Source organism: Phocaeicola sartorii JCM 17136 = DSM 21941 (assembly GCF_054653615.1).
In genome coordinates this window covers 1,204,734-1,220,005 of the sequence record NZ_BAAIFW010000006.1, presented here as the reverse complement: position 1 = coordinate 1,220,005, position 15,272 = coordinate 1,204,734, and the positions used below count along the sequence as shown (strand labels likewise).

At 41.7% G+C, this 15,272-nt stretch carries 15 protein-coding genes; 7 read left to right on the top strand and 8 right to left on the bottom strand.

Going from position 1 to position 15,272, the window contains the following annotated elements; genetic code table 11:
* Positions 1-224 precede the first annotated feature (224 nt).
* The 7 genes from ACYQ0C_RS21945 to ACYQ0C_RS21915 all read left to right on the top strand — a co-directional run bounded on the left by ACYQ0C_RS21945 (position 225) and on the right by ACYQ0C_RS21915 (position 6,900).
* Positions 225-611 carry a DUF3836 domain-containing protein gene (locus ACYQ0C_RS21945; RefSeq protein WP_016274981.1) on the top strand — a complete coding sequence of 129 codons (387 nt, stop codon included), beginning with the start codon at positions 225-227 and terminating at the stop codon, positions 609-611.
* A 174-nt stretch (positions 612-785) separates the two neighbouring features.
* The gene (gene ychF, locus ACYQ0C_RS21940) at positions 786-1,889 is read left to right on the top strand and encodes a redox-regulated ATPase YchF (RefSeq protein WP_016274980.1); all 1,104 of its coding nucleotides are present in this window, start codon (positions 786-788) and stop codon (positions 1,887-1,889) included.
* A 91-nt stretch (positions 1,890-1,980) separates the two neighbouring features.
* A complete protein-coding gene (locus tag ACYQ0C_RS21935; RefSeq protein WP_016274979.1) occupies positions 1,981-2,892 on the top strand; it encodes a ketopantoate reductase family protein in 912 nt (303 codons plus the stop codon).
* Positions 2,889-3,545, top strand: a complete 657-nt coding sequence (locus ACYQ0C_RS21930; RefSeq protein WP_016274978.1) for a chloramphenicol acetyltransferase — start codon at positions 2,889-2,891, stop codon at positions 3,543-3,545. The genes ACYQ0C_RS21935 and ACYQ0C_RS21930 overlap by 4 nt, the downstream gene beginning before the upstream one ends.
* A gap of 99 nt (positions 3,546-3,644) precedes the next feature.
* Positions 3,645-5,396 (top strand): ATP-binding protein, encoded by a 1,752-nt coding sequence (locus ACYQ0C_RS21925; protein WP_016274977.1) that lies wholly within the window; start codon positions 3,645-3,647, stop codon positions 5,394-5,396.
* 125 nt (positions 5,397-5,521) lie between these two features.
* Complete coding sequence (locus ACYQ0C_RS21920; RefSeq protein ID WP_016274976.1) at positions 5,522-5,998, top strand: transposase; 477 nt, start codon at positions 5,522-5,524, stop codon at positions 5,996-5,998.
* The gene (locus ACYQ0C_RS21915; RefSeq protein ID WP_016274975.1) at positions 5,995-6,900 is read left to right on the top strand and encodes an IS3 family transposase; all 906 of its coding nucleotides are present in this window, start codon (positions 5,995-5,997) and stop codon (positions 6,898-6,900) included. The genes ACYQ0C_RS21920 and ACYQ0C_RS21915 overlap by 4 nt, the downstream gene beginning before the upstream one ends.
* Before the next feature lie 811 nt (positions 6,901-7,711).
* Here ACYQ0C_RS21915 and tnpC read toward each other — a convergent pair.
* The 8 genes from tnpC to ACYQ0C_RS21875 form a co-directional block, all read right to left on the bottom strand.
* Positions 7,712-9,277, bottom strand: a complete 1,566-nt coding sequence (tnpC, locus tag ACYQ0C_RS21910; RefSeq protein ID WP_016274974.1) for an IS66 family transposase — start codon at positions 9,275-9,277, stop codon at positions 7,712-7,714.
* A gap of 86 nt (positions 9,278-9,363) precedes the next feature.
* Entirely contained in the window at positions 9,364-9,714 is a 351-nt protein-coding gene (tnpB, locus tag ACYQ0C_RS21905) for an IS66 family insertion sequence element accessory protein TnpB (protein WP_011964763.1), read from the bottom strand.
* Positions 9,702-10,103, bottom strand: coding sequence for a hypothetical protein (locus ACYQ0C_RS21900; protein WP_016274973.1), 402 nt, complete (start codon positions 10,101-10,103; stop codon positions 9,702-9,704). The genes tnpB and ACYQ0C_RS21900 overlap by 13 nt, the downstream gene beginning before the upstream one ends.
* A 418-nt stretch (positions 10,104-10,521) precedes the next feature.
* Complete coding sequence (locus ACYQ0C_RS21895) at positions 10,522-11,157, bottom strand: porin family protein (protein ID WP_016274972.1); 636 nt, start codon at positions 11,155-11,157, stop codon at positions 10,522-10,524.
* Positions 11,158-11,359: 202 nt separating this feature from the next.
* Entirely contained in the window at positions 11,360-11,956 is a 597-nt protein-coding gene (locus ACYQ0C_RS21890) for a porin family protein (RefSeq protein WP_016274971.1), read from the bottom strand.
* Positions 11,957-11,967: 11 nt separating this feature from the next.
* Positions 11,968-12,996, bottom strand: a complete 1,029-nt coding sequence (locus ACYQ0C_RS21885; RefSeq protein WP_016274970.1) for a DUF4848 domain-containing protein — start codon at positions 12,994-12,996, stop codon at positions 11,968-11,970.
* Between the two features lie 29 nt (positions 12,997-13,025).
* Entirely contained in the window at positions 13,026-13,397 is a 372-nt protein-coding gene (locus ACYQ0C_RS21880; RefSeq protein ID WP_016274969.1) for a DUF3244 domain-containing protein, read from the bottom strand.
* 112 nt (positions 13,398-13,509) lie between these two features.
* Positions 13,510-15,168, bottom strand: a complete 1,659-nt coding sequence (locus ACYQ0C_RS21875) for a hypothetical protein (RefSeq protein ID WP_016274968.1) — start codon at positions 15,166-15,168, stop codon at positions 13,510-13,512.
* Positions 15,169-15,272: the final 104 nt, after the last annotated feature.

Below are 15,272 nucleotides of genomic sequence, written 5' to 3'. Positions count from 1 at the left end.
TCCGCTGAGCTTTTCATTTGTTATTCCGGACGGGAGCGGAAAAGAGGAAACAAGACAAATGCAATATCCAACCCTTAGTCAACTCTTAATATTTGTTTAATTAGTGACATTTTGCAAAAATATCATCATTTTCTAGCATAAATGTTAGGAGATTCAATTTTCTTTCGTACATTTGCACCGCTTTTGAGAACAATATGAAAGTAACAATCTAATATATCAATATCATGAAGAAGATCAATTTTTTGAAAGGAATGCTCGTTGTAGCAATTTTATTTATTGCTAACCTTACAGTTTTTGCAGGAAATCCGGGTGACAACCTGATTTACAATGCAGAAGAAGTAAATGGAGTAGTTGTTTCGGAAACGATTTTTAAAATGGACGGCAACATGCTCACTAATTACATGAAGCACAATTACAAGTATGACGCCAACAACCAACGCACTGAAGACGAGGCACAAAAGTGGAACAGCAACAAGAACCGCTGGGAAAACGACCTCTGCATCCGTTATACATACGGTAACAAAAGTATGACTACTGAATATTACAAATGGAACTCTAAAAAGAAAGAATATATATTAGTACCTGAAATGACCGTAACTATGGACAGATAAATCTATTCTAACAATCTAACACTTTTCATAAAAACTCTACGAAAGGGCAACCGCGACGGTTGCCCTTTTTGTATATAAAAAGCCAATTCTGACTTTAATATGAAGTCTGATATAAAAAGAATGGTTATCTTTGCAGGCAAATACATAGATAATAATCAAAAAAACAAATAGATAATGGCTTTACAATGTGGCATTGTCGGTCTTCCGAACGTAGGAAAATCGACCCTTTTTAATTGTTTATCGAATGCAAAGGCTCAAGCAGCCAACTTTCCTTTCTGTACTATCGAACCGAATGTAGGTGTCATCACCGTTCCCGACGAACGCCTGACCAAACTTGCCGAACTGGTTCATCCGGGACGTATCGTTCCCACTACTGTAGAAATAGTAGACATTGCCGGACTCGTAAAAGGAGCCAGCAAAGGTGAAGGACTAGGAAACAAGTTTCTGGCAAATATCCGTGAAACAGACGCCATACTGCACGTACTCCGTTGTTTTGACGATGAGAATGTGACCCACGTGGACGGTAGCGTAGATCCGGTCCGTGACAAAGAAATCATTGACACCGAGCTTCAGCTGAAAGACTTGGAAACCATTGAAAGCCGCATCCAAAAAGTACAAAAACAGGCACAGACGGGCGGTGACAAACAAGCTAAACAAACGTATGATATACTTGTTAAATACAAAGACGCACTGGAACAAGGCAAATCTGCTCGTACCGTACAATTTGACACCAAAGACGAACAGAAGATCGCAAAAGAACTGTTCCTGCTGACCAGCAAACCGGTGATGTACGTATGTAACGTGGACGAAGCAAGCGCTGCTACCGGCAATAAATATGTGGAACAAGTACGCGAGGCCGTAAAAGAAGAGAATGCAGAAATTCTGGTTGTGGCCGCCAAGACCGAAGCCGATATCGCAGAACTTGAAACCTACGAAGACCGTCAGATGTTCCTTCAGGAAGTCGGTCTGGAAGAATCAGGTGTAAACCGTCTGATCAAATCGGCTTACCACCTGCTGGAACTGGAAACTTTCATCACCGCCGGAGAAATGGAAGTGAAAGCCTGGACTTACCGCAAGGGATGGAAAGCACCCCAATGCGCAGGAGTCATCCACACCGATTTCGAAAAAGGATTTATCCGCGCCGAGGTGATCAAGTACGAGGACTACATTAAATATGGCTCGGAAGCTGCCGTAAAAGAAGCCGGAAAAATGGGCGTGGAAGGAAAAGAATACGTGGTGCAGGACGGCGACATCATGCACTTCCGCTTTAATGTATAAACGAAAACAGTAGGGCTGCAGGACACCAAAGTAGCTGTTCGTCTGACAGACTACCCTCACTCCTGTTGCTCTACAGCGAAATACAACTAATATGGAAAAATATCTAATCGTAGGAACCGGCGGCGTTGGAGGAAGCATCGCCGGTTTTCTTGCTTTAGCAGGAAAAGATGTAACATGTATTGCCCGCGGCAAACATCTGGAAGCCATTCGTGAAAAAGGACTTCACTTGAAATCGGACTTGAAAGGCAATCATTTTCTGCCTGTACAAGCCTGTACAGCCGAGGAATACAACGAGAAGGCCAACGTAATCTTTGTATGCGTAAAGGGATACTCCCTGGACTCCGTCAAAGACCTGTTGGAGAAAGCCTCGGACAAAGACACCCTGATTATCCCCATTCTGAATGTTTACGGTACAGGCCCCCGCATCGGGCAACTTGTGCCACGTGTAACGGTACTGGACGGATGCATCTACATTGTAGGCTTCGTCTCCGGACCGGGCGAAATCACACAAATGGGCAAGATATTCCGGCTGGTTTTTGGCGCACGTCCCCACCAAGGTGTAGCTCTGGAACGCCTGGAAGCCGTTGCCGGCGTACTGAGAAATGCAGGGATCAAAGTCGAGATCTCGGATGATATCAATCGCGACACCTTCATCAAATGGTCATTCATCTCGGCCATGGCTTGCACAGGAGCCTATCATGAGGTACCGATGGGCCCGCTGCAACATCCCGGAGCAGAACGCGACACCTTTACCGGTCTATCCAAAGAAAGTTCGGAAATAGGTCGCAAGATGGGAATTACCTATGTAGAAGACCCGATAGAATATAATTTGAAAGTGATAGACAAACTGGACCCGGACAGTACCGCCTCCATGCAGAAGGATATCGCCAAAGGACATGAGTCCGAAATACAAGGATTGTTGTTTGATATGATCGCACTGGGTGAAAAGATGGGTGTAGACATGCCCACTTACCGCAAAGTAGCACAAAAATTCAAAATATGAAACATATAGTAGACATTGAAACCTGGGAACGCCGGGACAATTACAATTTCTTCCGCAACTTCCATAATTCATGGATATCCATCACCAGTGAAGTAGATTGCACCGAAGCATTTCCCGCCGCAAAAGCCGCTAAACGTTCTTTTTTCCTGTATTATCTGTACGCCGTGCTACGTGCCGCCAATGAGGTGAAAGAATTCCGTTTCCGCACGGACAAAAACGGACAGGTGGTCTATCATGACCAAGTAGACATCATCTCACCCATCGCCGTCCCCGGCAAGACTTTCTACACCGTCCGCATCCCTTACCACGAGGATTTTGAGCGTTTTTATGCCGAGGCATACCACATCGTCCATCATATTCCCGAAGACGGCGACCCGTATGGAGCCGAAAAAGCGATTACAGAGCAAGGTGATTTTGACATCATCCAACTGAGCGCCACGCCTCAGCTTTATTTCACTTCGCTCACCTACACGCAGATGGCTCCCGACCGTCCACTGGACTATCCGCTGATGAATGCCGGCAAAGTAGTGACACGCGAAGGAAGATTGGTTATGCCCATCGCCTTCACCGTAAGCCATGCTTTTGTAGACGGAGCGCACATAGGACAACTCTTTCAGAAAATAGAAATGATACTGAAGGAGCTGGCTCAATGAATAGAGGCTAAAAAGTACGAACGTTTATTTGTAAAAGCAGCGGAAAGAACGTATCTTTGTTTACACTAGTTCAAAGCAGACTCATAAATAAACTGAATTATGGAATATGTATCATCAGACATGAAATTGTTGCCATACGGCATGATGAATTTCGAAGACATTCGTCTTGACAATTATTATTACGTGGATAAGACTTCGTTTATCCCTTTAATAGAACGTTCGGACCGGTATTTCTTCTTTATCCGTCCACGCCGTTTCGGCAAGAGTCTGACACTGAATATGCTGCAACACTATTATGATGTGCGTACCCGTGACAAGTTTGATGCCCTGTTTGGCGACCTCTACATAGGGAAGCATCCCACAGATGACCGCAATAGTTACTTGGTGCTATATCTCAACTTTTCCGGCATTAACGGCGAATTGCACAATTACCGCAGCGGACTGGATGCGCATTGTGGCATTACTTTTGAAAACTTCTGCAAGATATATGCTGAATATCTGCCGCAAGATACATTAGAAGGATTGTGTGCGGCAAATGGAGCAGTGGAGCAATTGGACTTTCTCTATCAGGTATGTGCCCGTGCAGGCCAGAAGATATATCTCTTCATTGATGAATATGACCACTTCACGAATGCCATCCTCTCCGATGCCAACAGCCTGCACCGATATACCGAAGAGACGCACAAGGAAGGTTACCTGCGCGCCTTTTTTAACAAGGTGAAAGCCGGAACTTATTCCAGCATCAAGCGTTGCTTTATCACCGGTGTAAGCCCCGTGACGATGGACGACCTGACCAGTGGCTTCAACATCGGCACCAACTACTCTCTCTCATCGAAATTTAACGAAATGATGGGGTTCACCGAAGCCGAGGTACGCGAAATGCTGGCTTATTATTCTACCAAAATCTCTTTCAATCATACCATCGATGAGTTGATAGGGCTGATGAAACCATGGTATGACAACTACTGCTTTGCACAGGAGTGCTATGGAGAAACTACGCTATACAATTCCAATATGGTGCTTTATTTTGTCAAAAACTACATAGACAATAATGGAAGAGTACCGAGAAATATGATAGAAAGCAATATTCGCATCGATTACGAAAAATTGCGTATGCTTATCCGCAAGGATAAGGAGTTTGCGCACGATGCCTCCGCCATACAGACCTTAGTAAGCCAAGGCTACATTACCGGCGAGTTAAAAGAAAGCTTTCCGGCTGCCAACATTGTGGATTCCGACAATTTCGTGAGCCTGCTCTATTATTTCGGTATGCTTACTATCAGCGGAATGTATAAGGGAAACACCAAACTTACTATTCCCAACCAGGTGGTGCAGGAGCAGCTCTACACCTATCTGCTGAACACGTACAATGAAGCCGACCTCAGTTTCAGCAACCATGAGAAAGACGAGCTTGCTTCGGCTTTAGCCTACGACGGGACATGGCAATCTTACTTCGGCTATATAGCGGACTGTCTGAAGCGTTATGCCTCGCAACGCGACAAGCAGAAAGGCGAGTTTTTCGTACATGGTTTCACTCTTGCCATGACGGCTCAGAACCGCTTCTACCGTCCCATCTCCGAAGCCGACACTCAAGCCGGATATGCTGACATTTTCCTGTGCCCGTTGCTGGATATCTATCCTGATATGCAACACAGCTACATCATCGAATTGAAGTATGCCAAGTACAAAGATCCCGAAGACCGTGTGGAGGAACTTCGGAAAGAGGGTATCGCCCAAGCTAATCGGTATGCAGATACCGATACGGTGCAGAATACCGTGGGCAGCACACAGCTACACAAGATTGTTGTGGTGTATAAAGGAATGGAAATGAGGGTGTGCGAGGAAATATAATTCTCTCTGCAATATTTATAAAGCAAACATTGGTATCAAGGCACACGAAAACAAAGATAGCTTTTATGGACTGTGAAGATATAATGAACGCGAAATGAATCAATCCAATAAAAATGGACCGATAGATGCTTAAAGTATATAGTTACGTTTTAGAAAAAGCCGGGCGGCAGAATGTCTTACACTGGTATAGGTTGACACTTAAAAAGAGGCATAAAAAAAGAAATATTATGTCTAAATTTCATCGTAAGAATTATTCTGAGAGTTTCAAATTAGAAGTTCTCAGAGATTATTATGCAAGTGGTTTGTCAAAGAATTCTACTGCGAAAAAATGGGGGCTAACGAGTAATACTTATATTAGCCGTTGGCAGAAGTGCTATCCAATTGATTCGGAATTACTATCTTTGTCTTCCGAACCAATATCACAAGGTCAAATGAAGAATGATTCTAAATCAAGAGAACAAATTCTGGAGGAAGAGAATTTGCGTCTTAAGAAGGCTTTGGAAACGGAGAAATTGCGTTCCCGCGCCTTTCAGAAATTGATTGAGCTGACAGAAAAAGAAGAGGGTATTTCCATCTTAAAAAAAGATGGTGCCAGGCAGTGACAGGGCTTCGCAAAGAGTTTCCCCGCATTAGCGTGAAAACTCTTTGCGGACTGTTTGGCATGACTCCCCAGGCCTATTACAAAAAAAAGAAGACGCTTGTTTCACGCAGACAGATACAAGACACCATGCTTTCCTTTGTCCAATATTACCGTTCCAAGGCCCCCGGAATCGGTGGTCTGAAGCTCTATAACGAACTCCGTTCTGTTTATGGCAGTGGGTTGATTGGCGGTCGGGATACCTTTCTCAACCTGCTTCGTTCCCGTCATCTCATGCTGCCTCCCAAAAAGCCGCGGCATACGACGGATTCCAACCATCTGTACAAGAAATATCCGAATCTGACCAAAGGCATAACGGCACAATACCCGAACCATATTTGGGTGAGCGATATCACTTATATCTGGATTGAAGGAGGGGTATGTTACCTACATCTCATTACGGACACATATTCGCATGCCGTCCTGGGATGGGTGCTCGCCCCCGGACTCCAGGCCGATTATACGATACAGGCACTTGAACAGGCAATATCGGAAAGCGGCGGCGGCAACCTCTGCGGTACAATCCACCACTCTGACCGTGGTTCCCAGTACGCCTGTGATGCGTATGTCAATGTCCTAACCGGACATCACATACGCATAAGCATGACTGAAAGCTACAAACCGACCGACAATGCGGTAGCCGAACGGATGAACGGGATATTGAAATGTGAATGGATATATGGCATGTCCCTGTTCAAGGATGAGGATGACGCAAGACAGCAGATTGCCCAGATGATAGACTTCTATAACAACGGACGACCGCATATGAGTATCGGAATGAAGAAACCGATGGATGTATACTATGGAGAGGTGCCGGGAAAGTGCATGTGGAAAAAAGAAGGGAAAAAGAGGGCAGATGACAAATAAATGGTATATTTGTAACACCGAGAACTGGAGACATGACGGTTTATGCCATTGTCCCACAAAAGTCAATAGGGTATCGAACCCTATTGACTTTTACCGAGAACTGAAAACAATTAGGATTGTCCATTGTTTTCGTGTATAACAACTTCGTTAGTTGGAAAAAGCGAAAATAGACAACCTGTTTAGTAAGGAGTAACTAAAAATAACAACGTATTTAGTAACCAGCCTCGAAAAGTAACAACCATTTTCAGTATAAGTCAGAATGCTTTTTTACACGTACTCACGTGCGAGACTACACATACGTATACGTAGCCTTATACATACATACGTGTAGCTTTATACATGCGTATGTGCAGGCACTTGCCCCCAGTCACTGATTCCTTGTCTTTTTCGAAAAGCCTTAATTCTTTCCTGAAAAGACAAGAACGTTTTAAAAAAGAACAAGACGTCTCACTTGAAAGGACTATATCTTTCGGTCTATGCAATAGTAATGTGTGAGGCTGCACATTCAATCTCCATCAAGAAAAATGGCTGAAGGGAGTTGTTGTAAAACTCTTTTCAACTGCCGGTCCAAGTCCTTTCGGCCGCCCTTTCAACCTTCCCCTCTGAAAGGGAAAGATGGTGCATGATCCGGCAGAACTTGTATCAGGATTCTGAATACTCCGGTAGGAAAAGCTGCATCTTTTCGGGGCTGGACGAGCTTAGCATGTATGTTGCACAAGCCTAGCATGTTTGCTGCACAAGGCAGACTTGTACGTAAGCGTCTCCGCGATTCTATATAGTTTGCTAAAATAAAAAGGCTAATGCTCCCTTTTTATCCATTAGCCTTTTTCCATCTGTCAGGAAGCAGTTCCCTGTATTTTTCAAGTGTTGTGTTTGGTTGCCATTCAGCTGTTCTGTTTATCACATCCGTGAGATACTCAAACAGATTCACTTTATGCATCCTACAGGTGAGTGCTATCGTGTAGAGTGTGGCGCCCCGTTCGGCTCCCTTATGGCTGCCGAAGAACAATGAGTTTTTTCTTGATAAGGATATGTACCGGTTCATCCGTTCAACTATATTGTTGTCCAGGTAAGTGTCACCATAATTAAAGATGTCCACCACGGCATTCCACTCATTGCGAAGATAGGTGACAGCTTCTTGTAGTTCGCTCTTAGGCAACAAATCCCTCTGCTCTTCTATATCATCAAGCACATCTTTTATTTCTCCGAGTATGTTCGGCGCATACTTTTTCCGATGGACAAGATTCTGTTCTACCGTCCATCCGTCAACCCCGATTTTATGCTTATGTTCATTTTGATAAAGTGTGTTTATCAGCTCCACGATTCTTTTTGCATCCGGGTCATTCTCACCGCAATCTATAAATTTCCGTTTTATATGTTGCAGGCACGGGATGCGTGTGATATGGGGATAAGCATCGCTTTCGAGCTTCCGGTAAGGTGAGTAGCCGTCGCTTTGTATGATACCTTTGCAACCGCCCAATTCGTTAAGAATAACTCTTTCAGATCGGGAGCCGTCATCATAGAGCAGGTATATCATCCTGGTGTTTATGCCCACAACCACCCAGAGGTATCCCTTGCGGACTCCTTTTCCCTTGCTGTTCTTTTCCGGGACGAGTATTTTGTAATAGGTTTCGTCGGCTGCCTTATAAGGATCACTCAAAGCCGTCTGCCGGATACACTTATAGAGATTTTCAAAGAGGCCTGAGGCTTTTTCTATCAACTTATGAGCCGTAGGTTTCTTCAGCATAAAGCCATGACTTTCGAAGTAGTTGATGATTCTTTCAACTGGCAGCGATTGTATATAACGCAATTCCATCAGCCCGGCAATGAATGAGCCGTCATAGCTGGAATTCAAGAAAGCCGAGACCGGGGTCTTTCCCTCAAAGAGACGACCGTCTTGCGCATAGGTGTGTATCTTGTAGACGTGCTTGATGAAGCGCATGGGTACACATTCATAGCGGACGCATATTCTGGGAGTGGTAGTAAACAACCGGGCTTTATTGATGTCAAAATCGGGATCATCAGGATAAACGACATGTTCTTCTTCCTCCATCTCATAATGCATGTCACGTCTGGCACCATTGTTCTTTCCGGCTTTACGCTTATCTGCTTTTTCAGCTTCTCTCTTCTGCCGCTCTTCTTCGGACATGGCAGGTTGGGGAGCGTGTTGCTGTTCGGATGTGTTGGATACAAGTTTGGCGAGCCCCTTGGCAAGGCGCTGTTGTTTGCTAAGAGATTCGCCTTTTTGAAGGAGTGCCTCTTTAAGGGAAGAGACCTCCTTTATCAAATTATCTATCTGGTCCAGGAGTCTGTTGTTGTCATCCCGTAATTCCTTGATTTGCTCCTTCAATAACTCTATGATCTCATCCTTTTTCATGGCATAAAAATACGAAAAATCAATGAACTGACCAAAACATCCGGGTGGTAATTTAAAATCAAATATCTAATATACAGTATATTACATTAGATTCTGAAACGTTTTCGCAACCGTACAGACTTCAATGACACTCCATTTAAGATAAAAGACAAAACCTGATAAGAGATCTCATAATTACCTGTATGGGGGTTAAATGTCGGCAACTCAAAACTTCCACCTTCCAGACGCTTGTAGTACAAAAGAAAGCCGTCACCATCCCAACGCAGTATTTTTACACTTTGCCGGTTTTTGCCAAAGAATAAAAATATATCTCCGGAAATGGGGGACAACTCCTTCATTTGAGAGCGTATGATTTTGAATAGACCGTCAATGCCAAGGTTCATACGAACAAAGCCCTGGTACAGATAGTATCGGTTGGCTGATGTTAGAGAATACATGGATCCCCCTCCTTTCTTTCGTAATCGCGTAACATTTTAATAATACCCCCGGGAGTGGCCCGTTTGACTGAAATGGTCGTTCCACTGTTAAACGTGATTGTGATCCCGGAAAGACTGAACTCTTCTTCCGACGACATGGCGGGGGCTATTTGAGTGAACGCAGGAGAGGTAGTGGTCAGTGGGGACGGCTCAACGCCGCCATAATAATCACGGACCACATCTGCCTTAGCTTGTTTAACGCTATAGCCCCGTCGGGACATCCAGGAACTCATACCTCCAAAAGTGGTATGCTGCTCGCGGCAAACATCCGCTAAAGAACAAGTGTAGTCTACTTTTAAGACTTCTTGGAAACGTTTCCAAGTTCTTCTAAATCTATTTTCTAAATCCATAATGCTGCATTTTTATACCTCGCAAAGATATGAGAGCTAAAAACGGACAGCAATATAGAATCGCGGAGACGCTTACGGTACAGGGCGGATGAAAGGAATATACATTCCACCAACTATCCGGTGGGTTGTAAGAAGCTACATATTGTGGTGAAAGGATGAATCATTGCATCATGCAAGCGGAAGATGAATTTCCGGATAGCCTTCCCCCATAGTTTGTCGGGTGAGCCAAAAGAGAGGAATTATACCTATAGGAGAAGAAATGACCGGAAAAGAAAAACAATCAGTCAAAATGCCGACACACGAGAATGTGATGAAAATGGGTAGCAGTATTCTTGTGCAGAATAAGCGGTTCTCGCACGTCGGCATTATCATTTTGACAGATTGCTAGTTTAGTTTTTATTAATCAGTTATTGTCACATTAAAATTTATAACCAATACCGGTAGAAAGGGTCAGACCGTGACCATCGTGATTTAAAGAATGTTTCATCAACGAATATTTGCAATCCAGCGAGAACATCCAGTGGTTACGCTCCAAGGACATTCCACCCTTCAGACCAAAGATAAAGTGTTTCAAAAAACTCCTATCCCATGAAGAAGAATAGGACTGTTCTTTTGAATCAGCTGTAAACAATGTGCGGTCACGCCCGAACATAGCACACTGTACATATGGTCCAGCATTGATGCGTAAAGCCCAGACATCATTTAGGCTCACCTTAAAAGAAGCCAAAACCGGCAGTGTCAAAGAATACATGCTGGTAGAAACATCCAAATCATCGGACACCTTTTTACCACTCAAATATTTGGCTCTATCTACTTCATAAGAAAATATCAACTGTGGCTGGATATACCATGAACTATTGAGTTGGATATCGTATAAGCCGCCCATATAGCCGCCCACTTTCCATTTAGAATCAACAGACCATAAACTTGAAGAATGTGCCGTAGAAGTTGATAGATTGACACCGGCCATGATGCCCCAACAGTTCTGGGCAACGGCAACCGTTGTCATTAAACAGAATGCCAAGAATGACATCAATATTAATTTAGTTCTCATAAATGTTTTTAGTTTTAACAGAACAAAATTCGAAAAATAAAATGAAATCATATCTGCAATAACACACAGGTAAATAAACCGCCTAAAAATCAGCCGTATAACTTATTTTATCATTCAACTACCATCAATGCTGTAAATGAAAAGAGACACTATAATATAATAAATACCTTAGTATCTCTTCTCTAAGAATGGAAATCTATTATTAGAATTTATATCCTATACCAACAGAGAGGGTTGTTCCATGTCCATCGTAATTTAAGAAGCTTTTCTTTAATGAATATTTGCAATCCATAGAAAGGAATAAATGCCGATGTTCCAACGCTAATCCACCTTTCAGTCCATAAGTAAAATGGTCACCAAAATCAGCATGCCACCAACCTAGTTTTTTAGGAATTACTTCTCCGTTCATATCAATAGAAGATCTGCCATTACGCCCGAACAAAGCATATTGAATATAAGGTCCTACATTTATTCTTAAAGAGAAAGCATCACTTAAAGGTACTTTAAAGGAAGCCAATACAGGTAATGTCAGCGCATGCTGGCTATAAAAAATATCAATATGTGAATTATCTTTTGTTGAATTCTCCTCGTAAGAGTATAATAATTGAGGTTGAATATACCAAGATTCACTCAACCTGATATCATACAAACCACCAATATAACCACCAGTTCTCCAACCAAAATCCTTTGCAGAAGAGGTAGATAAATTAGCACCACCTATGATCCCCCAACGGTTCTGAGCCGAAATATGGAACACTGATATCAGAAAGAAAAAAAATACAGATATATATATTTTCATAATTAAAACGTTTAAGCACCAGCGTAATGTACTTCCTTTAATGTAAAATTATATTTTTGGACTGTTCCCATCCCACGAAATTCCACAGATAAATCCGCAACAATAGGATATGAACAATAATGGATCTTTTCATTTTTACTACCAATATTTTCCACAAAAGTTCCATTAAAACCCTGATACCAATCATGAGAAGAATTAGCGCTTTTATGAAAATTAATAGTACCTACATAACCACCTGTAAATTTCCCCGTAGTTGTCGTCTTACTAGAATAATTACTCCATCCCAACCAAGTTTTCTTTCTGAAAGAAACTTCAATATGTAATCTAGGAGTAATGACTCTTTTATTTTTATCAATACTACCTACTTGTCGTCCACATTTCAATCTTATCTTTCTTTTGTTTTCATGTCGCCAACCTGAATCAAATTCATATTCATCATTATTACCTATAGGTTCACCAACCTTTTGAACAGCTATAATTGGATGTTCAACAACAGCTCTACTTTCAACATAATTCCGGTCTTTCTCAGCATCATACATTGCTACACCCGCCTCTTGTAATTGAGTATAGTTTGATATATCTTTCAAATTACGAACTTCATTGCCTATTTTTATATTGCCATCAGTATTTATCATCATGGCTACAGTTTGATTACTAACAGGCAAATAAGCACCACAATCATCTTTATAAGATGAAAAATATAATGTATTTTCATACTTGTCTTTGTAAGCCAAATAAGCTTCACGAGATTCATCCAAATCGGCTGCATCTTCCATTGCCTCATCATATACATCTTTCAATGATGTGATTGTTCCCAAATGAGATGAAATCCATGATTTCTGTTCATTTTCATCCATATCAGATAACAAACCAACAGCCTGTTGGAACGATGCTTCAGAATCAAAACTAAGCATATTTTCTTCTGAACGGGATACTACCTGAGGCTTATTAGACTGATCAGCTACCTCATCCAAACTGTCATTGCTGCATGCGCAAGCTAAAGGCACAATAAGTGCTACCAATAAATGTTTTACTTTCATTGTTACTCAAAATTTAAAGATTATAATTATTATTCTAAGATAATCCCACCTTGTATTTCTACAGATGAAGATTTTATTTCAACGGAATAAGGATACGCATCTGCCATTGGAATAGAAATAGTGCGCCCTTCATAAATAATAGTTTGTTGCTCTTTTATCACTTCATTACCATCCTTATCTAATATAGTAATGTCAGCATCATCCAATGAGAATTGAAATGTGAGATACAAACAATCGTTTATATCTTCAGCTTGTATAGAAGGATCAAAAGGACTTCTAGTTTCAACAGCCATTTTATAAGCTTTACATTGTGCGTGAGGTTTCTTCCTATGACGCTCCGAAGCAAAGACTCCCAAACTCAAGAAAACTAAAAATAGCATCAATAATAACTTTGCTTTCATAACTTTTTTGTTTTTAAATGATGCCGCAAAGTTATAGGGAAAAGACAGGGCACACAACTATTTGCTGGGACATTCAAATTTCACAAACAGCTGATAAACAAACAATTGCAAATCACGACTCTGACATCTTCACTTTTAAGCGCGATTTTCGTTTGTTGAATGCCACAGTATCAGTATGTCCGAGGCATAAAGCAATAACCAGCGGAGGGATACCGGCTTCTAGCAAGCAAAGACATAATAAGTCATCCTCCGTCAATTGCGAATATTGTATTTGCAAAGGGGAAATATAGTCAGCATATATCTCAAACACCGTTTTCTTTAGTTTTTCACAGTCAGAGTTTGTCATTACTTTCCGCGCCTTTTTATCCACTTCCTGCTGTTCGTACAATGAATAAACCTTTTTATATATGGAAGTCTGCTGGAACAGCCATGCGCGGAGTGTCAACTTTTCTTGCCTCAATTGAGCTATTAATTGCTCTTTTTTAGCGATTTCATCGAGATTTTGATTCTCCCTATCTTGTAATAATACAAGGCTGGATTCATTTTCTTTTATACGCTGCTGCATGATACTTAGTTTTTCATTGGCATGTTGCAGCGACTGCTCATAGAGTGCCTGCTGACTATTTTTTCGATCAATCCGATGTTGGTAAATCAAGATGAGTACAAAGCAAACTATTATAGCCATACAAACAATCCATCCTATTATTCTTCTCGATTTAATCTGCTCATCCTTTACCTCCAATTCAGTTTGATGCTTATAAACCAGATGCTGCACTTCAGACAATTTTTCACTGACATCCAATGAGTCCTGAACCATCACAAAAGTATCCAGATAATGATAGGCAGACTGAAAATTTCCCAGTTCCGATTCCATAACAGCAAGCGACCAATAGGGCATAGACCAAGAGGAAGAAAGAAGCAGACTCTTCTCTAAATAATATCTGGCTGAATCATATTGTTCCAAATCAATATACAAATCACCCATATTATAATAAGCATTAACCATCTTATGCTCATCAGATACATATTGAAAAACTTTACGTGCATAAACTACAGCAGAATCTGTTTTATCAAATCGTCCATAAAATAGACTTAAGCTGTGCCAGGAAGCAACCATCATATTCGTATCTTTAGAACGCACGGCATACTCCACAGCCTTACGCTGATAAGTAATGGAAGAATCCTGCAAGTCTCTCATGGAATATACATATCCGATGTTATGATAAGCAATAGCAGTATCTTTAGCACTACATGAATAGTGGAGAGCCTGATTCTGCATTTCCAACGCTTTGTCATATAATCCACAATCCCCATACCATAGTCCCAACGAGCTATAGATCAACCTTCTGCTTTTTGTATCTTCGGGATAATTTTGTAACACTTCCAACGCCTTCAAACTATTCTCTATCGCCGCCTTTTTATCGTTCATCTGCGCCAGTAACCGCCCTTTATAAAGCAAAGCCGCGGCCATTTCTTTATCACCATCTTCATAATAATCTAACGCAAAATCCAATAATGAATCACAAGGCAGTAAGGGTAATTCATTTTTATCCGTAGACTCAGCCAGCAGCAAGGCATAATACGCCCTGTCTACTTCCGGCATTTCCTCTACAGCAGATAGATTCTTTAAAACAGTCAATGCACTATCCGGCCTCACTTCTAACAATGAATGCACCTGATGCAACAGTGGATTGGAAGAATGACGGTTACAGCCAAACAAGCAAACAGCCAGTAAACCTATGATATTTAAGTTCCAAATAAATGAGCGCATAGCAATTTTGTCTTTAGTTTTCCACGGACAAAGATAGCAAAGATGCGGGTGTGAAAAAAATAAATGCAGTTATCTTTTCACTTTAGTGAGGAGAGGATGTTGCA